This is a genomic window from Prevotella sp. E9-3 (assembly GCF_022024015.1).
GTDB lineage: Bacteria > Bacteroidota > Bacteroidia > Bacteroidales > Bacteroidaceae > Prevotella.
This window is the reverse complement of sequence record NZ_CP091786.1, coordinates 1,556,882-1,575,236: the sequence shown is the minus strand read 5'-3', so window position 1 is coordinate 1,575,236 and position 18,355 is coordinate 1,556,882. Positions and strand designations below refer to the sequence as shown.

The 18,355-nt window shown below is 43.8% G+C and carries 19 protein-coding genes; 5 read left to right on the top strand and 14 right to left on the bottom strand.

Translation table 11 applies throughout. The annotated features are described in order from the left end of the window. Positions 1 to 67: 67 nt before the first annotated feature. The gene (locus L6475_RS05695; RefSeq protein ID WP_237823446.1) at positions 68 to 883 is read right to left on the bottom strand and encodes a hypothetical protein; all 816 of its coding nucleotides are present in this window, start codon (positions 881 to 883) and stop codon (positions 68 to 70) included. Between the two features lie 148 nt (positions 884 to 1,031). Between L6475_RS05695 and L6475_RS05690 the strand changes: the two genes are divergently transcribed. Both L6475_RS05690 and L6475_RS05685 read left to right on the top strand, forming a co-directional pair. Then, positions 1,032 to 2,312: a replication-associated recombination protein A gene (locus L6475_RS05690; RefSeq protein ID WP_237823443.1), complete on the top strand. Its 1,281-nt coding sequence runs from the start codon at positions 1,032 to 1,034 to the stop codon at positions 2,310 to 2,312. Between the two features lie 28 nt (positions 2,313 to 2,340). After that, positions 2,341 to 2,955 carry a trimeric intracellular cation channel family protein gene (locus L6475_RS05685; RefSeq protein ID WP_237823440.1) on the top strand — a complete coding sequence of 205 codons (615 nt, stop codon included), beginning with the start codon at positions 2,341 to 2,343 and terminating at the stop codon, positions 2,953 to 2,955. A gap of 191 nt (positions 2,956 to 3,146) precedes the next feature. Here the strand turns inward: L6475_RS05685 and L6475_RS05680 are convergent, their stop codons facing one another. The 4 genes from L6475_RS05680 to L6475_RS05665 are packed head-to-tail and all read right to left on the bottom strand — an operon-like array spanning position 3,147 to position 5,589. Further along, complete coding sequence (locus tag L6475_RS05680) at positions 3,147 to 3,728, bottom strand: Maf-like protein (protein ID WP_237823437.1); 582 nt, start codon at positions 3,726 to 3,728, stop codon at positions 3,147 to 3,149. A 25-nt stretch (positions 3,729 to 3,753) separates the two neighbouring features. After that, entirely contained in the window at positions 3,754 to 4,272 is a 519-nt protein-coding gene (locus L6475_RS05675; protein WP_237823434.1) for an HAD family hydrolase, read from the bottom strand. A 13-nt stretch (positions 4,273 to 4,285) separates the two neighbouring features. Then, positions 4,286 to 5,062 (bottom strand): Rossmann-like and DUF2520 domain-containing protein, encoded by a 777-nt coding sequence (locus L6475_RS05670; protein WP_237823431.1) that lies wholly within the window; start codon positions 5,060 to 5,062, stop codon positions 4,286 to 4,288. Further along, positions 5,062 to 5,589 carry a nitroreductase family protein gene (locus L6475_RS05665; protein ID WP_237823429.1) on the bottom strand — a complete coding sequence of 176 codons (528 nt, stop codon included), beginning with the start codon at positions 5,587 to 5,589 and terminating at the stop codon, positions 5,062 to 5,064. Before L6475_RS05665 ends, L6475_RS05670 begins: the two co-directional genes overlap by 1 nt. A 124-nt stretch (positions 5,590 to 5,713) precedes the next feature. Here L6475_RS05665 and L6475_RS05660 point away from each other — a divergent pair, with 124 nt between their 5' ends. Next, on the top strand, positions 5,714 to 6,751 hold the full coding sequence (locus tag L6475_RS05660) for a GNAT family N-acetyltransferase (RefSeq protein ID WP_237823427.1): 1,038 nt from the start codon (positions 5,714 to 5,716) through the stop codon (positions 6,749 to 6,751). Positions 6,752 to 6,755: 4 nt separating this feature from the next. Here the strand turns inward: L6475_RS05660 and L6475_RS05655 are convergent, their stop codons facing one another. The 9 genes from L6475_RS05655 to L6475_RS05615 all read right to left on the bottom strand — a co-directional run bounded on the left by L6475_RS05655 (position 6,756) and on the right by L6475_RS05615 (position 16,430). Next, on the bottom strand, positions 6,756 to 7,232 hold the full coding sequence (locus L6475_RS05655; protein WP_237823425.1) for a DUF3256 family protein: 477 nt from the start codon (positions 7,230 to 7,232) through the stop codon (positions 6,756 to 6,758). Positions 7,233 to 7,247: 15 nt separating this feature from the next. Further along, the gene (locus tag L6475_RS05650) at positions 7,248 to 7,988 is read right to left on the bottom strand and encodes a 16S rRNA (uracil(1498)-N(3))-methyltransferase (RefSeq protein WP_237823423.1); all 741 of its coding nucleotides are present in this window, start codon (positions 7,986 to 7,988) and stop codon (positions 7,248 to 7,250) included. Then, positions 7,985 to 8,515: a UvrB/UvrC motif-containing protein gene (locus L6475_RS05645; RefSeq protein ID WP_237823421.1), complete on the bottom strand. Its 531-nt coding sequence runs from the start codon at positions 8,513 to 8,515 to the stop codon at positions 7,985 to 7,987. Before L6475_RS05645 ends, L6475_RS05650 begins: the two co-directional genes overlap by 4 nt. A gap of 43 nt (positions 8,516 to 8,558) precedes the next feature. After that, positions 8,559 to 9,872 (bottom strand): MFS transporter, encoded by a 1,314-nt coding sequence (locus L6475_RS05640; protein WP_237823419.1) that lies wholly within the window; start codon positions 9,870 to 9,872, stop codon positions 8,559 to 8,561. Between the two features lie 116 nt (positions 9,873 to 9,988). Beyond that, positions 9,989 to 10,945 (bottom strand): DUF4296 domain-containing protein, encoded by a 957-nt coding sequence (locus L6475_RS05635; protein WP_237823417.1) that lies wholly within the window; start codon positions 10,943 to 10,945, stop codon positions 9,989 to 9,991. Next, positions 10,938 to 11,549 carry a lipoprotein signal peptidase gene (locus L6475_RS05630; protein WP_370641662.1) on the bottom strand — a complete coding sequence of 204 codons (612 nt, stop codon included), beginning with the start codon at positions 11,547 to 11,549 and terminating at the stop codon, positions 10,938 to 10,940. Before L6475_RS05630 ends, L6475_RS05635 begins: the two co-directional genes overlap by 8 nt. A gap of 14 nt (positions 11,550 to 11,563) precedes the next feature. After that, positions 11,564 to 11,950, bottom strand: coding sequence for a TraR/DksA family transcriptional regulator (locus tag L6475_RS05625; RefSeq protein WP_237823413.1), 387 nt, complete (start codon positions 11,948 to 11,950; stop codon positions 11,564 to 11,566). 5 nt (positions 11,951 to 11,955) lie between these two features. Further along, positions 11,956 to 15,378 carry an isoleucine--tRNA ligase gene (gene ileS, locus L6475_RS05620; protein WP_237823411.1) on the bottom strand — a complete coding sequence of 1,141 codons (3,423 nt, stop codon included), beginning with the start codon at positions 15,376 to 15,378 and terminating at the stop codon, positions 11,956 to 11,958. A 506-nt stretch (positions 15,379 to 15,884) separates the two neighbouring features. Continuing rightward, the gene (locus L6475_RS05615) at positions 15,885 to 16,430 is read right to left on the bottom strand and encodes an outer membrane beta-barrel protein (RefSeq protein ID WP_237823409.1); all 546 of its coding nucleotides are present in this window, start codon (positions 16,428 to 16,430) and stop codon (positions 15,885 to 15,887) included. A gap of 215 nt (positions 16,431 to 16,645) precedes the next feature. Here L6475_RS05615 and kdsA point away from each other — a divergent pair, with 215 nt between their 5' ends. Both kdsA and L6475_RS05605 read left to right on the top strand, forming a co-directional pair. Beyond that, positions 16,646 to 17,404, top strand: coding sequence for a 3-deoxy-8-phosphooctulonate synthase (gene kdsA / locus L6475_RS05610; RefSeq protein ID WP_237824046.1), 759 nt, complete (start codon positions 16,646 to 16,648; stop codon positions 17,402 to 17,404). Continuing rightward, positions 17,405 to 18,349 (top strand): SIS domain-containing protein, encoded by a 945-nt coding sequence (locus L6475_RS05605; RefSeq protein ID WP_237823407.1) that lies wholly within the window; start codon positions 17,405 to 17,407, stop codon positions 18,347 to 18,349. Positions 18,350 to 18,355: the final 6 nt, after the last annotated feature.

Below are 18,355 nucleotides of genomic sequence, written 5' to 3'. Positions count from 1 at the left end.
CAAACAACAGAAAGCCCTGACTCTCCAACGGAAAGTCAGGGCTTCTGCCTTTTTATATGATTACTGTCTATTCATCGCCATATTCAGCCATATTAGCTGCTTCTTCATCGGGATCTTCCGAACCCAAATCCATCATCGTCGAATAATTATCCTCAGTGATGTCATCGTCATTAGGACCATCTAATTCCACATCATCCTCATCAGGCTTATTGTAGTTGTCCTCGATTTCAACATCTGTATCATCATCCTCGTCTTCCTCGAGGCCACGAACAGATGATGACATTTTGATACGAGGCTTCTCTGTTTCTGGCTTCAGTTTGGCAAAGATTGCCTCAACCCAGGTTCCCTTAGCAACTTCCAACACCTCAAAGCCATCCTCTACCTTCTTATCGTACATTCCACCCTTCTTATGAAGGCGATCTTTTGGAAGTGTAGTGGTAGAAATGTCAAAACCGCTCTCAATGATATCCTTTATGCTCTGTGAGAGTGAATCCCAACCGCCTCCAAAATTACGATCCAGCACTTCTATCAGTTTGGCTGCGGAAATATGACGGATATTTTCGTAAGTCAGATCGGTTACACGAACAATAGGACGTTTTTTAATGGCCCAGACAATTTTCTTGTCGTCATCTAACTTCAGTTGAGCCACCTTATATCCCATTTTTTCATATTTAGTTTTCATAATTGGTGAATCGTCTGGCACTTCCTCAATCATGAAAGCACTGCGAATAATATCAGTATAACGACGCAGATTATCTTTCACATCAGCATCCTTATCAGCAGTGTCAAGCATACGAAAAATATCGTTCTCCTGAACATCCCAAACACTGCTCTTTGTCAGTGTTTTTAATGTAATTATCTTCTTATCAGCTTCTTGACTCATAAATAATAAATAATATCTTGTTTATGCATGCAAAGATAATGAAAAAGTTGGCATTTAATAGCAGTGGCTACTATTTTTTTTAGAAAAAAGCGTTAAATAGTCTATTTATTTGGCTTTTTACACAGTTAATAGTAACTTTGCACTTTGTATGTCACAACCATTAGCAGAAAGATTACGTCCGCGCACGCTCGATGAATACATCGGCCAGCGTCATTTGGTTGGAGAAGGTGCAGTGCTTCGCAAGATGATTGATGCAGGCCGTATCTCTTCATTCATTCTTTGGGGTCCTCCAGGAGTTGGAAAAACTACGCTGGCCCAGATTATCGCCAATCGTCTTCAAACCCCCTTCTTTACTCTTTCGGCAGTAACAAGTGGTGTAAAAGATGTGCGCGATGTAATAGAAAAAGCTCAAAAAGGACGTTTCTTTAACGAAGCGTCCCCTATCCTTTTCATTGACGAGATTCACCGCTTCTCAAAATCTCAGCAAGACTCTCTTCTCGGCGCAGTTGAGAAGGGTGTGGTAACACTGATAGGTGCAACTACTGAGAACCCTTCATTTGAGGTGATTCGCCCCCTACTCTCCCGCTGCCAATTGTATGTATTGAAATCGCTGGAGAAAGAAGATTTACTTCAATTACTGAATAGAGCTATCACCACCGACACAATTCTGAAACAGCGTCATATTGAACTGAAGGAGACTTCGGCTCTTCTTCGCTATAGTGGTGGGGATGCACGTAAACTACTAAACATTCTTGAATTAGTTGTAGAAGCCGAAAGCGGAGACGTTGTGATTACCGACGAGATGGTAGAAGCACGCTTGCAGCAGAACCCATTGGCTTATGACAAGGATGGTGAGATGCATTATGACATCATCTCAGCTTTCATAAAAAGTATTCGAGGGAGCGACCCAGATGCTGCACTATACTGGATGGCTCGTATGATAGAGGGAGGAGAAGACCCTCAGTTCATAGCCCGCCGACTTGTTATCTCGGCAGCTGAGGACATAGGATTGGCCAATCCAAACGCTTTATTACTAGCCAACGCCGCTTTCGACACCGTCATGAAAATAGGATGGCCAGAAGGACGGATTGCACTGGCAGAAGCTGCTGTTTACCTTGCTACTTCTCCCAAAAGCAACTCAGCCTATTTAGGTATTGATACTGCTCTTTCCGTAGTTCGTGAAACTGGCAACCAGCCTGTACCGCTCCCCTTGAGAAATGCGCCAACCAAACTGATGAAGGAACTTGGCTACCACGACGGATACAAATATCCACACGACTATCCTGGACATTTCACTCAGCAACAATATCTTCCTGATGCCCTCATCAATCAACGTTTTTGGTTTGGACAGCACAATCCTTCTGAGGAGAAACTGTACCAACGCATGGTGAATTACTGGGGTGACAGATATAAGGACAATCAAGAATAATAATTTGGAAACAGAAAAATAATTATCCATGAATCAGGACATTATTATTAGTGTCATAGAGATGCTTGGTACATTTGCCTTCGCTATTTCAGGCATCCGCCACGCTGCAGCCAAACAGTTTGATTGGTTTGGAGGCTACGTTTGCGGCATAGCAGTAGCCATAGGTGGCGGTACTATACGCGATGTCATGCTGTCAACGACACCATTCTGGATGACCACACCTATTTATATGATATGTACAGCAGTGGCTTTAATCACCGTTGCCTTCTTTGGACGATGGATGGAACCGCTGAAAAATGCGTGGTTTGTTTTCGACACCTTTGGCCTTGCCCTTTTCACCATTGCAGGAATCCAGAAAAGTCTTGCCTTCGACCAGCCATTCTGGGTGGCCATCATCATGGGATGTATTACCGGTTCTGCTGGCGGAGTAATCCGTGATGTTCTATTAAACAACGAACCGGTCATCTTCCATAAGGAAATCTATGCGATGGCCTGTGTATTAGGCGGTCTTGTCTATTGGCTATGTATATTGACAGAACTGCCAGCGGAGATTTCCGCAATCTTAACGTTCGCCATTATATGCCTTATTCGTTTTCTCGCAGTCCGCTATCATATCTCACTTCCCATACTGCGTGATGTGTAAGGAGTTCCTACACTTCTTCCATATAAAAAAAAACTAGGAACCGATCTTCTCAGACAGGTTCCCATTAAAAAACTTTGGAAAATGATAAATATAGATTAAAATTACTAGTTATCGATTGCAAATTTACGAAAAAAGTGCGAATATTTCAATACTCTTCAACAAAATTTATGTTAAATCTATTCAAAAAATCGCTAAAATCTTTGTAATTCTGAATAAATTCTCTGAACGGGCAAACCCATTACATTAAAGTAGCTTCCCTCAAGCCCAGTAACGCCCACATAGCCAATCCATTCCTGAATGCCATAAGCTCCAGCTTTATCAAATGGGCGATAATGTTCAATATAGTAATTGATTTCTTCGTCTTGAAGAGCTTTAAATGAAACATCTGTACTAACAGAGAAGCATCTACGCTCCTGAAGAGTAACAAGGCATACTCCAGTTATCACTTGATGTTTTCTTCCACTAAGTTTGTTAAGCATACGACGGGCATCAGCTGCATCAGCAGGTTTTCCCAACACCTCATCATCGACAATCACCACCGTATCGGCTGTTATCAGCAAATCATCGTCTTTCATCATGCTCCGATAGGCATCAGCTTTTTCGGAAGCAATATACTGAGCTATTTGTGATGCAGGCAACTCAGCAGGATAGTCTTCCTGAATATTCGGCAACACTTTCACTTCGAACTCAAGTCCCAATCCGCCCAACAGTTCACGACGACGAGGCGAATTGCTGGCCAATATAATATGGTATTTCTTCAGATTATCAAACATGATCCAACTATAAACTATTCACTTTCTACCATCCAAAAGCCTTCGCGTTCATCACCCATTTTCCCTGGGCACGAAGGGTTTGTTCAATTACATCGCGACCACAACCATAACCACCTTTCAGGTGACTAACATACACACTGCGCTGCTGAACCTCCGGACAGGCATCCTTCGGACAAACGGGACACCCCACCCTATTCATTATTTCAAGATCGGGAATATCATCGCCCATATACATTACTTCATCATCGTGCAAATCATACTTATTCAAGAACTCTTCATAAGTCTTAATTTTCACTGCACACTTCATGTATATATCCTGTACCCCAAGGCGTTCATAGCGCAAACGAACAGCTTCAGTAGCAGCCCCCGTGATAATCGCTACATGAAGTCCTAATTTCACAGCAAGCTGAATAGCATAGCCATCCTTAATATTGACAGTTCTCAAAGGTTCGCCTTCGAGTGAAAGCGTGATAGTCTCCGCACTAAGTACGCCATCAACGTCAAAGATGATTGCACGTATTTTTGAAAGATCGTAATTAATCATTTTCTATGGAACATTAACGTTGGATATGGGACTGATGAATACTGTCACTCAACAGTCTGTAAACATCGGCCAATCGAGGCATATCTGAGAGTAATTGTAGTTGGGCTTGCATCACATTCTCATCATAACGGATAGCAGGGCCTGTCTGCGCATCGCGAGGCATGAGTTCATGCACTTTGGCAGCAGTCTCATCAATCAAAGGAAGCATTACGTCAAAGGGTAACTGATATTTCTCCAGAATTTCTGCAGAAAGTTGATAGCAGTGATTAGCAAAATTGCAGGCAAAGACAGCTGCCAGATGAAGATGCCGCCTTGCTTCAGAAGATAATTGCCTGATATTATCAGACACTGATGAAGCCAAGGATTCAGCTACCGATAAAGCTTGAGCATCGCTACCTTCAATAAAAAAAGGTACATGAGAGAAATCAATACTGCGTTCTTTCGAAAAAGTCTGCATTGGATAGAGAACTCCATAGTGGGAACCGATTCCTGTGAAAACCGACATAGGAACAGAACCGGCGGTATGCAAAAAAACCGAGTGTTTCCTTCCCTTTCCTAACTGAGCAATCAACTGAGGCAAAGCAGTATCGGTCACAGAGAAAATGAACACGTCAGCATCGCAGGTCACTTCCGACAATTTACATATAGCATCGGCCTCAACCTTTTTTGCCAGTATCTCAGCAGAAGTGATAGTTCGGCTAAACACCTGGAGAATTTGATGACCTGAAGCATGCAATGCTGGGGCAAGATTGGTTGCCAAGCGTCCAGCTCCAATAAAGACTATACGCATCAGAACTTATTAATATGAACGTTTTCCCACTTCAGTTTATCTTCATTCTGTGGCTGTCGGGTGTCAGCTTTATGACCGATAGCCAGCACACACAGTACAGAATAATTTTCTGGGATATCCAATATGCCGCGAATCACAGTGTCAGCACTTGTTCCATCGCTCAGCCCACGCCCTCGCATCTGAACCCAGCAAGAACCCAGTCCCAACTCTTCGGCCTGATACTGCATGGAGATAGCGGCAATACTTCCATCTTCCACCCAACAATCATTCTGAAGAGGATCACCGAGCACAGCAATACACAAGGGAGCTCCTTTAAGGAACTGTCCGCCCATTTCTTTGGCATCAGACAGTTTCTCGATATCCATCTTATCGTCAACAACAATAAACTGCCAGGCTCGCTGCCCTTTCGAGGTCGGTGACATCAGGGCGGCACGAAGTATCATTTTTACTGCTTCAGGATCTATCTCTTCTTCCGTAAACTTACGGTGCGAACGGCGTAATTGCGTCAAATCTTTAAATGCTGTCATGATTGTTTCTTGAAATAATGTTATATATGCAAAGGTAAAGAAAATACTTCAAGTCTATTGTTTTTTGTTTTTTTATTTCTTTATTTTTTCATTTTTAAAACAGATTTAGTATTTTTGCGCCATTATGAGCGAACTAACCACTCACATCTATAGCAGCAACGACACATTGCCTGACGGGCTGCTGACGGAAGACTTTTTTCATAGCCGTCAGATGTTCGAATTCAGCAAGCATACTCCACGACACAAGCCTTATCTTGTTACCGTAGAAAAAGACGATGGCACCGTGGTAGCACAATTGCTGGGATTGGTCCGTTACCGTTCATCATTGTTTCCACCTTATTTTTTTATGCATTGCCGAGTTTTGGGGGAAGGTGCTTATCGACGTTCAAACGGAAGTGAAGCACGTTTACGCGGTCATTCCTACATCAGAGATGAGCAGGAAAGTGAACAGCAAATGCAACTTTTCTCTATGATGCTTGAAAAATTAAAGCAACACATAGGCAAAACCGTTCTTTATATAGAGGTCAGCAATTTGTCTCAGAAGATGTTCGGCTATAAGGCATTCCGTCAGAATGGTTTCTTCCCTGTGAAATGGATGAGTATTCATAATAGCCTTCATTCGCGAAATCCTCTGACACGCATCAGCCAACATCAGCAGGAGCGAATACAGTCGGCCTACGATAAAGGAGTCACCACTACCGTTGTAAACAATGACGAGGACTTCAAATCATTCATGCGATTGCTGCGCCATCACCACTGGCTGAAGCCCCGACGCTATGTTCCTGCCAACGAATTCTTCAAAAGTATCCAGCAGGAGAATTCAGGCCGTTTATTCCTCACGAAGTATCATGGACATGCTATTGGTTGTTCGGCTGTAGCCTATAGTCAACAACAGGCCTATTTGTGGTATGCCGCTTTCCGTCGTAAGTCTTTTGCTCCGCTCCATCCTGCCGACGTTACAGTATGGAATGCTATCCAGGATTCCTACGAACGAGGGTATGAGCATATCTATTTCATGGATGTAGGCTTACCTTTCAGTAAGAACCCCTATCGCGACTTTATTTTGCGTTTTGGTGGTAAGCCTGTGAGCACTTTCCGTTGGTTCCGCTTCAATTTCGGATGGCTGAACAAACTGCTGGCATGGATTTTTAGAGACAATTAAAACTTTATTCTTTTGAGAACACCTTTTCGTCTTGACGTAATACGGTAGAAACAGGAACTTTTACTACTGCCAATCGAGGAGCAGGCAGTGGTTGCCAACGAACAGAATAATAGGCCGGAACTTGTTCTTCTTCACTAGTTGTTGACAGTTTGTAAGTAGAAAGCATACAAATAGCCTGTTGACAACTGTCATAAGGCTCCACAGTATCAACAAGGAAAAGATCAACTCGCAAGGCTGAACTCAAACGCACCGAAAGACTGTCGGTACTCATATATGTCATCTCCGAATCGCCATCCAGCAGATTCGACACTTCAGCTTTCATCTTAGCATCCAGAAAGTCAACCATATCCAAACGATTATTCTTTGTCAACATCGGCATTAAAGAGTCTGGCATAGTCTTGAACAGTTCTACAATACTATTCTGGGCAGAAAGATGAATGCCAAAAAGTGACATCATGCATATCATTAAAAACTTCTTCATCGTCTGTTATTGTTTTCATTGTTGTGCTAACTGCATCATCATGACTGCAGATAGTCCTGCTGTTTCAGTACGCAGTCGGCTTTTTCCCAAATCGACTGATACGAATCCTGCATTGACAGCCATCCGTACCTCATCAATAGAGAAATCGCCTTCCGGTCCCACCAGGACTATGATTTCTTCATCACTATTCAACTCTTCGTTTTGAGCATAAACCTTTCTCAATGCATCAAAAAGATTCACCCTCTGCACCTCATCATAACAATGAGCTATGAAGCGATGACCATTGGGATGCTTCGCAATGAAGTTTTTAAATGGCTCCATTTCATTCAACACGGGCATCCATGCCTTGCGACTTTGCTTTACGGCTGAAACGACAATTTTCTCGACTCGTGACAGCTTGACGACACGGCGTTCAGAAAACTGACAGTCGAGGAACGACAGTTCGTCGAAACCCACTTCTGTTGCTTTTTCTACAAGCCATTCTATACGATCCATCAGTTTTGTAGGCGCAATAGCCAGATGGAGATGCCCTTTCCATGTAGCCTCCTGGGGAAGCGTTTCCACAATACGATACATGCAATGATGAGAGGCCGCAACCGTCACTACTGCCCGATAGAAAGCTCCCTTTCCATCCATCAACATCATCTCATCGCCTTCTTTCATGCGCAACACGCGTACTGCATGTTGAGCCTCTTCTTCAGGCAACTGCTGCTGGATGGCAGCTTCGGGTACATAGAAATATCTTGTTTCTTTCATTTCTTACGTCGGTTCAATTCATCACGCAGTTGAGAGGCAAGCTCATAGTTCTCTTCGCTGATGGCTTTCTCAAGAGCCAGATGCAAGCGATGTACATCCATCGTGTTGATGGGAATTGCCACACCTCGAGCATTTTCGTTGAAAGGAATACACTGATGTTTCATAAGTTCCTCTTCAATATAAAGAGGATATCCTGCCACAATATTCAACAACACGGCATCGCTGATACGCAAACGAGTACTCCGCTCAAAGTTGGTATCAGCCAATACCACTTGATATTGTCCGTCATGAACACCATAAATCATCATCTCATAGCTTGAAGGCAATAAACTGACTAATGCTTCAGGCAAGAGATTCTTACACCGCTCAGGAGACTGGACTCTCATCAACAGCTGACGAGTCATCGGTTCATCACACACCACAGAGATAGCACGCTGCCGACTCTCATCTGTCAGAAGTATCACAGCCAAACCGTCATCGCCAACAACCTGCTGTACATTCTCGAATCTAAGAAGCGTACGTTTCATATCAACTATCTTGCAGCATGAAATTTACCTAGCCAATGCCTATCTATTTGCTTTCCGGTTTGAATACCAGAGCGAAACTGATGCCAACCACCAAGGCGAAACCTGCGAATATGAACCAACAGGTCTGCCAGTCGCCCAACAGATAGCCATCCTGCCAAGAGCAGTAACTGTTGACAATCTCTCCAGCAGTCAAAGTACCTACAGTAGCACCAATACCATTGGTCATCATCATAAACAATCCCTGAGCAGAGGCCTTGATATCAGACTCGCACTCTTGATCGACAAAGATGCCACCTGATACATTGAAGAAATCAAAGGCCACACCATAGACAATACAAGAGAGGATAAAGAGTAATACGCCAGGCATAGCAGGATTGCCAATACCGAAAAGGCCAAAACGGAATACCCATGCAAACATAGACATGAGCATAACAATCTTAATACCGAAACGTTTCAGGAAGAACGGGATCATGAGGATGCACAATGCCTCGCTCACCTGAGATATCGATGACAATAATGTTGCATTATTAGCTGCAAAGGAATTGGCGATTGCCTCATCTGCAATTCCCTTGAAACTGGTGATAAAAGGACCGGCATATCCATTGGTCACCTGAAGACACATACCCAACAAAGCAGAGAAGATGAAGAATAAGGCCATCTTTTTCTTCTTGAAAAGTTTAAAGGCATTCAGTCCTAACTGTTCAGCCAATGATACACACTTCTTTTCAGATTCCAGTCTGCATTCAGGCAAAGTGAAACAATAAGCGCAAAGAACCAGACTCAGGAAACCAGACACGAAGAATTGCATATAGGTATATTGAAACTTATGCAGATTTTCTTCAAGAGTGAAAGAAAATGAACCATCTTCCCATACCGCACAGTTCACAAACCACATGGTTGCAATAAAGCCTACAGTTCCCAGCACACGGATGGGTGGAAAGTCCTTAACCGTATCAAAACCATTCTTCTTCAATGTAGAAAAGGCAACTGTGTTCGCCAATGCAATAGAGGGCATAAAGAAAGCCACACTAATAGCATAGACTGCAATGAAAGCCGACTTATTGTCAAGCTCCTGGCCAAAACCGGCTTGAACTCCCATCCACCAGCATCCCAGCATAGCGGCTCCTGCGGCTAAATGACAAAGACCTAAAAGTCGCTGAGGCTGAACATACTTATCGGCCACAATACCCATAATGGTGGGCATAAAAATGGACACAATACCCTGAATAGCATAGAACCAAGCTATCTGCGGCCCCAAACCGGCTACACCCAAATAGTTGCCCATACAGGTAAGATAAGCACCCCAAACGGCGAACTCCAAGAAGTTCATTACAGCTAAACGTACTTTCAAATTCATAATCTATTAGGTTTTAGGTTTTACAAATTATTTTTTCGAGCAATTACATATAAGAACTACTTCGTTCATATTCCTATTCAATTTGCTTCCCTTCATAATAAGCGCGCAACAACCCTTCAACGTCGTACTTTAATTGAATCAATCCGCTCCACCACTCTGTTCGGGCTAGTTCGCTTGTTAGTTGGAAGTAGTTTATCACCACTCCTTCCTGGATCTCCACTACTTGTTGTTTTAGTAAATGGCCGTTGGGCAGTTTCAGAAGCGGAGATGCTATCTTCCTGATTGATTGCTGCTGGTTCATCTTTCTTGTGGAATCTAATTAACTGGATATTGTTGACAAAGAGCAGTCGCAGAATTGTAGATTTGTCATCGTTACCTCCCAGATAGAAGAAACCGCTAACAGACTTAGGACACTTCTCAATTTTACTATCCATTTTCAGTTGAATAAGTCCGGAATAAGTAAAGCGTGACTGTCTCACCACCACCGTATCCGGATAAGTGATAGCCATGTAAAGAAGACCGTCTTTTGTTCCGCTCTGATACATATAGTCGGCCATAAACTGAACAAGGAATGTATCGCCGGCCTTAAACAGAGAATCGCCCTCTACCAAGAAATCCACACGATGATAAGGTGGTGTAGGAATCATCATGATATGTGAATTCTGGTGCCATATATTTGCAGTATCACCATCAGCCTTCAACGATGCGAATCGTCCTATCTCGCCTTCGGTATCGCCCAAGATGGTAGCCTGCTCCTGCAACCGTTCAGCCACCCTATTATAAATAGGCGCAAAACGATCTGCACGCGTGTAGTAATAAACCATGGATGAGTCAAACTCAGCCCTGGTTACCCCATGTTTCTGAAGAACGCCCTCAAAATAAAGTGACTGCCGATAGTCTAAGTCATCATAATTACCTTCCACCTGAGCCATAGCCTTAGCCATGTGGTAGTCAACAAGAATATCTTCAATCTCATCGGGTTGAATAAACTGACTTGGAGTTGTTGGCTTACAACCAAACAACATCCAGCCTACGACGACTACCAAGGTGGCAATATGAGAATGTCTATTCACGTTTCAAGGTAATTTCACTTATTTCTTTTCTGAAGAATAGCAGAAGAGCTACTACGCCTACCGAAATGGAAGAATCGGCAAAATTGAATACCGGACTGAAGAAGATGAACTCCTCACCTCCATAGACAGGAAACCAGTCTGGATAAGTAGTAACGATTAATGGGAAATAGAACATATCGACCACCTTACCCATCAGAAAAGTAGAGTAACCATCGCCAAAAGGCACGAATCCTGCTACTGAGTACGCTGTAGAAGCCTCAAACACAAGTCCATAGAACATACAGTCTATCAGATTGCCGATAGCACCTGCCAGAATCATAGAAAGAGTAACTATATACCCCGTTCTTGCATTGCGGCGAACTTGTAGCCAGACATAATACCCGAGAGCACTAATGGCCACGATACGGAACAGAGACAGCAACAATTTTGAGCCAAACTGGAATCCATAGGCCATACCGTTGTTTTCGATGAAAGCGATATAAAACCAGTTGGTGATATGAATACTCTCGTGCAAGGCCATATGAGTTTTCACCCAAATCTTGATGGCCTGGTCAATAAGGAGGATGGCGGCAACCAAGATTACCGCCAGTCTCCCTTTAGTCATGATGTTGGATAACTTCACTTTCTTTGTTTCTCCAATTGCTTGGACTCTACGCTCAAAGTTGCATGTGGAACAGCACGCAGACGCTCCTTAGGAATTAATTTTCCTGTAATGCGATCAATACCGTAGGTCTTATTTTCAATACGCACCAATGCAGCTTTCAGTCCCTGAATGAACTTCTGCTGACGAGCGGCAAACTGTATGAGATCCTCCTTCGACTGGGTAGTACTTCCTTCTTCCAGAGCCTTATAGGTAGGCGATGTATCGTCCACATCGTTTGAATCCTCGTTCGTGAGCACTCGCATCATCTGGTCGTAATCACGCTTGGCAAGCGCCAGCTTCTCATTAATTATTTCACGGAACTCTTCAAGTTCCTCGTCCGTGTAACGTGTTTTCTCGGCCATAAGTTTCAAGATTTAGTTATTTTAATATGTAATTTAAATTCATCGAACTCAACTTCCAGACCGTCGTTGGCCACCATTTGAATATCGTCGGCCAACACCTGTGCTTTCACATAGTCGCCAAAGCTGCTGATAGCCTTAGCCACCTGTTCATTGGGCTCAATGCTAATGTTAATTCGGTCAGTAATTTCAAGTCCGCTCTCCTTACGGATATTCTGGACACGATTAATAATTTCGCGGGCCATACCCTCGTTGCGCAGTTCATCGTTCAACTCCACTTCGAGAGCTACAGTCAAGTTACCCTCATTGGCCACCAGCCATCCGGGTATATCTTCGCTGATAATGTCAACATCCACTGCTTCAACGGTCAGAGTCTGTCCTTCAACTTCAATAGCAAGACTTCCGTTGGTCTCCAGTTCGGCAATCTTCTCCTGAGAAAGGGTATCCATAGCAGAGGCAACAGCCTTCATCAGCTTGCCGAACTTCTTACCCATCGTCCTAAAGTTGCACTTCACCTTTTTAACCAGAACACCCTGACCTTCAACGAATTTCAGTTCCTTCACGTTAACTTCATTCATTATAAGTTCCTTCACAGCTTCGATGTGACGTTTCTGCTCTTCACTGGCTGGAACCATAATACTCTGAAGTGGCTGACGCACCTTGATATTCACCTTTCGGCGAAGGGCAAGTACCATTGAAGTAATCTTCTGTGCCATCTCCATACGGGCCTCCAGTTCCTTATCAATGAGCGACTCGTCACATTTGGGGAACAGATCCAGATGAACGCTCTGTTTCTCGCCGCCCAAATCGCGATAAAGCTGGTCGGCATAGAAAGGAGCGAAGGGAGCCAAGAGCTTAGCCACCGTCATCAAACAGGTGTAGAGTGTGTCGTAAGCTGAACGCTTGTCCGCACTCATATCCTTACCCCAGAAACGTTTACGATTCAAGCGGACATACCAGTTAGAAAGGTCGTCATTCACGAAAGCATCAATCAGTCGTCCCGCACGAGTAGGATCAAAGCCGTTCATCTCTTCCTCAACACGCTTCACGAGTGTATTCAGACATGAAAGAATCCATCTGTCAATCTCAGGACGTGCCTGTTGCGACTCAGCTGCAGCTAAAGAAGGATCATATCCATCAACATTGGCATAAAGCGCGAAGAATGAATATGTGTTATAAAGAGTTCCGAAGAATTTACGGCTCACCTCTGCCACACCTTCCGGATCAAACTTCAGGTTATCCCAAGGCTCTGAATTGGTCATCATATAGAAGCGAACAGCATCGGAACCAAACTTCTCGATCATTTCGAAAGGATTCACCACATTGCCTACATGCTTTGACATCTTATTGCCCTTAGCATCGAGCACAAGACCGGTAGAGATAACATTCTTAAAAGCTACCGAATCGAAGATCATCGTAGCGATGGCATGCAGGGTAAAGAACCATCCGCGAGTCTGGTCAACGCCTTCATTAATAAAATCAGCGGGGAACGCTAAGTTCTTATCTACCAACTCCTTATTCTCAAAAGGATAGTGTATCTGAGCATAAGGCATTGAACCAGAATCGAACCATACGTCAATAAGATCAGACTCACGCTTCATGGGCTTACCGCTCTCACTTACCAGAACGATATAGTCCACATACGGACGGTGCATATCTATCTTATTGTAGTTCTCCTGACTCATATCTCCAGGAACAAAACCTTTTTCCTTCAGAGGGTTCTTGGCCATCACGCCGGCAGCAACCGCCTTTTCAATCTCATTATAGAGTTCTTCCAACGAACCGATGCATTTTTCCTCGCCCTCTTCACTACGCCAGATAGGCAGTGGAGTACCCCAGAAGCGTGAACGCGACAAGTTCCAGTCGTTCAAATTATCAAGCCAGTTACCGAAACGGCCTGAGCCTGTAGTTTCCGGATGCCAGCCAATAGTCTTATTGAGTTCGCTCATGCGCTCTTTACAAGCTGAACTCTTGATAAACCAAGAATCGAGCGGATAGTAGAGCACGGGCTTGTCTGTACGCCAGCAGTGAGGATAATTGTGTACATGTTTCTCAATCTTGAACACCTTGCCATCGGCCTTCAGGTCCATACAGATTGAAATATCGAGTGTCTCATCTTTGTCTGTGAGCTTGTCGTCATAGGCATTCTTCACATAGCGACCGCTGTAACGGTTCCATTTCTCAACGTCCACATATTTCTCAACAAACTCTTTGTCGAGATCCTCAACTAGGTAATACTTACCTTCGAGGTCAACGACAGGACGCTCAGCACCCTTCTTGTCAATGAGAACAATAGGACAGATACCAGCCTTCTTAGCAACGAAAGCGTCATCGGCACCAAAGTTTGGAGCGATGTGTACAATACCAGCACCATCCTCAGTTGTGACATAGTCGCCAGGAATTACGCGGAAAGCGTCACCCATGGGTTTAATCATAGGCAGCAACTGTTCGTACTCCATTCCCACGAGGTCAGTACCCTTATATCGGCCTACCACACGATAAGGAAGGAATTTCTCACCTTTCTTATATTCAGGCAGTTCGCCGCCATCAGAAATTTCAGCAGCGGTATCAAAATAGGCAGCCACACGTGCCTCAGCCATCACTACCGTAATCTTTTCTGCAGAATACGGATTGTAGGTCTCAAGAGCCACATAATCAATCTTCGGGCCTACGCAAAGAGCTGTATTCGCAGCCAGTGTCCATGGCGTTGTGGTCCAAGCCATAAAATATGGTGTGCCCCACCCTGTCATCTCAGGCTTCGGATTCTTCATACGGAACAGAGCCGTGCAGGTAGTATCTTTCACATCACGATAGCAACCAGGCTGGTTCAACTCATGGCTGGAAAGACCGGTACCGGCAGCAGGACTGTATGGTTGAATAGTATAGCCCTTATAGAGCAAGCCTTTATTGTAGAACTGCTTCAGCAGATACCACAGCGTTTCAATATACTTATTGTCGTAAGTAATATAAGGATGGTCCAGATCTACGAAATAACCCATACGCTCAGTCAGTTCACGCCATTCGGCAGTAAACTTCATCACGTTCTCACGACATTTCTTGTTATACTCTTCAGTAGAGATATATTTCTCGCTTTCCTTATTGTCGATATCAGCCTTAGTGATACCCAATTCCTTTTCTACACCGAGTTCCACGGGCAGTCCATGAGTATCCCATCCAGCCTTACGCTTTACTTGGAATCCCTGCATCGTCTTATAGCGGTTGAAGGTATCCTTCAAGGCACGTCCCAATACATGGTGAATACCAGGATGGCCGTTGGCAGAGGGAGGACCCTCGAAGAATATGAACTGGGGGCATCCCTCACGTTCATCTACAGAACGATGGAAAATATCTTCCTTCGTCCATTTCTCAAGAATCTCATTGTTCACCTGAGTCAGGTTCAAGCCGCTATGTTCGGCAAATTTCTTAGCCATTTTATTGTCGTCTTTTTTATATTATATTTTTTTGACCTGCAAAAATACACATAAAAAACGACATTACCAAGTGACGTGTTGTCTTTTAAGAAAAAAAAACGAGAAATTGTTTCAACATGACAAAAAACAAGAGGAAAAAAGAGGCTTTTTAGATCCAAAAATCGACCATTTTAACAATTAAAAAAGGACTTTTTGACGGCAAAATTCTATTCAATTTGAACCAGAAAAAGCGTTCCTTTGAAACAAGAATAGCGTTTCATTGAAACGAAAAGACTGTTTCAATGAAACAGAATAAGCATTATACTGCAATAGAACTTCTATTACAAAACAACCACCATTCTATTGCAATACAACTGCAATTCAATTACAAAACAACTACCATTCAATTACATCACAATAGAACGTCTATTGCAGTCTCCAAAATAGCAAATAAAAAGAATATAAAGAACAAAAAAGCCCGTTCTCATCGAAGAGAACGGGCCACTTATATTCTTTTAAGTTAATTCTTAGAAGTTGTAGTAGAGACCGAAGCTGAGGTTCAGAGAGTTCAAATCAAGACCAAAAGTACTTGTTGCCTTAGCACCATCAACATCAGTTTTCTCATTAGTATAGCCGATAAAACCGCAATGAGTAACAAAGCTCAGCTTATCGTTCAAAGCAACAGCAATGCCTGGCTTAACGCCCAAACCGAAAGTATTGGTCTTCAAATCTTTGTTTTCAGCACGGTTTCCATCCTTTTCAGTATACTGACGGAAAGAAAGAGTTCCATCAGCGAAGAGGCTCACATTGCCAAACTTAGCAAAGTTGTAACGATAATAAGGAGCTACTGAAAGAGCCTTATCATCATTCTGATAGCTTGTATAGCCAAGAGTGATACCGATAGCGCTATTCTCATCAAGAGTATAACCTACTTCAGGAGCAATAGAAAATTCAGACTTGCTCTCACCGTCGTAAGAAACTGACTTAAATCCAATACCACCACCAGCATAAATCTGTGCGTTCATGCTTACTGCTGCAAAAGCAGCTGCGATTGTCATCAAAATCTTTTTCATTGTTTTTTTTGATTTTAAATAGTTAATTTTACAGTCCCTTTTACAGGAACTTTTCGTTTAATTCGATGCAAAGGTAACGAAAACTTTTTGATACTTCCAAATTTTTCTGACTTTTTTTTAATTTTAGCGCAAATTAATGCATAATGTTTGATTGTTTCCGCAAAAAATGACTACCTTTGCATGTGTAAAAACATATTTATTATATAGTAACGATGATTTATCCAACGTTCATTGCAGGCCCATGCGTGATTGAGACCGCCGAATTGCTTGATACTGTTGCAGCAAAACTCGTTGAAATCAATCAGCATTTGGGTACCGACATAATTTTCAAAGCCTCCTTCGATAAGGCAAACCGAACAAGTATTCATTCATTTCGTGGTCCCGGACTGGAAAAGGGTTTACAGATGCTGGCCGATGTAAAGGGAAAATACGGCCTCCGTTTGCTTACCGATATTCACGAGGCATGGCAGGCAGAACCTGCAGGCCAAGTGGTTGATGTGATTCAGATTCCTGCTTTCCTTTGTCGCCAGACCGATCTTCTGGTTGCCGCAGCACACACAGGAAAAATTGTTAACATCAAGAAAGCCCAGTTTCTTTCTGGAAAAGACATGCGCTATCCCGTTGAGAAAGCTCTTGAGGCTGGTGCCAAGGAGGTATGGCTCACCGAGCGCGGCAACATGATGGGTTATGGCAACCTGGTTGTTGACTTCAGAAACATTCCCGACATGCAGCAGATTGTTCCTACCGTGATTATGGACTGTACCCACAGCGTACAGCGTCCAGACGCACAAGGCGGAAAAACTGGTGGCGACCGACGGTTTGTACCGCAGATGGCAATGGCCGCAAAGGCTTTTGGCGCCACAGGATATTTCTTCGAAGTACACCCCGACCCTGACCACGGCTTGAGCGATGCAGCCAACATGCTGGAACTTGACAAACTAGAACCTCTCATCAACAAATTGATTCAACCATAAATGACTTCTAAAGAATACGGCATTCAATGCATAAAAGACGAGGCCCAGGCGTTGCTTGACCTCATACCTAAAATGGATGACGAGTTTGAAAAGGCCGTCAATCTGATGCTGAACTGTAAAGGCAAGGTTATCGTTACCGGAGTGGGCAAAAGCGGCCACATCGGAGCAAAGATAGCTGCCACTTTGGCCTCAACAGGTACACCTTCATTCTTCATTAATCCCCTTGACGTGTATCACGGCGACCTTGGTGTGATGACACATGACGACGTGGTGATAGCCATCTCCAATTCTGGAGCTACAGACGAGCTGTTGCGTTTCATTCCGATGGTGCTGCACATGCAGATACCCATTATTGGCATGACGGGCAATCCCACCTCGCTATTGGCAAAATATTCTACCTGCCACCTGAACGTCAGTGTGAGCCATGAAGCATGTCCGCTCAACCTGGCTCCCACCAGTTCCACTACAGCCACGCTGGCTATGGGCGATGCCCTGGCAGTAGCCTTGATGGAGGCTCGTCATTTCCGTCCGCAAGACTTTGCCCATTTCCATCCTGGTGGAGAATTAGGCAAGCGACTGCTCACCACCGCCTTTGACGTGATGCGCAGTGACGACCTGCCTATCCTGCCGCCTCAAATGCACTTAGGCGAAGCCATCATCCATGTAAGCAAGGGAAAACTGGGACTGGGCATTGCCGAAGAGAACGGGCGTATCGTGGGTATCATCACCGACGGAGACATCAGACGGGCGATGGAGAAATGGCAAGAGAAATTCTTCGACCGTACTGTAAGCGACATCATGACGCGCACGCCTAAGATTGTGAAGCCCGAAACAAAAATCACCGAAATACAACAGATCATGCAACAACATAAGATACACTCCGTGCTTGTCATCGACAAGGACCGACTGGTAGGTGTTGTTGATAGCTACTCTTGCATGATATAGACATAA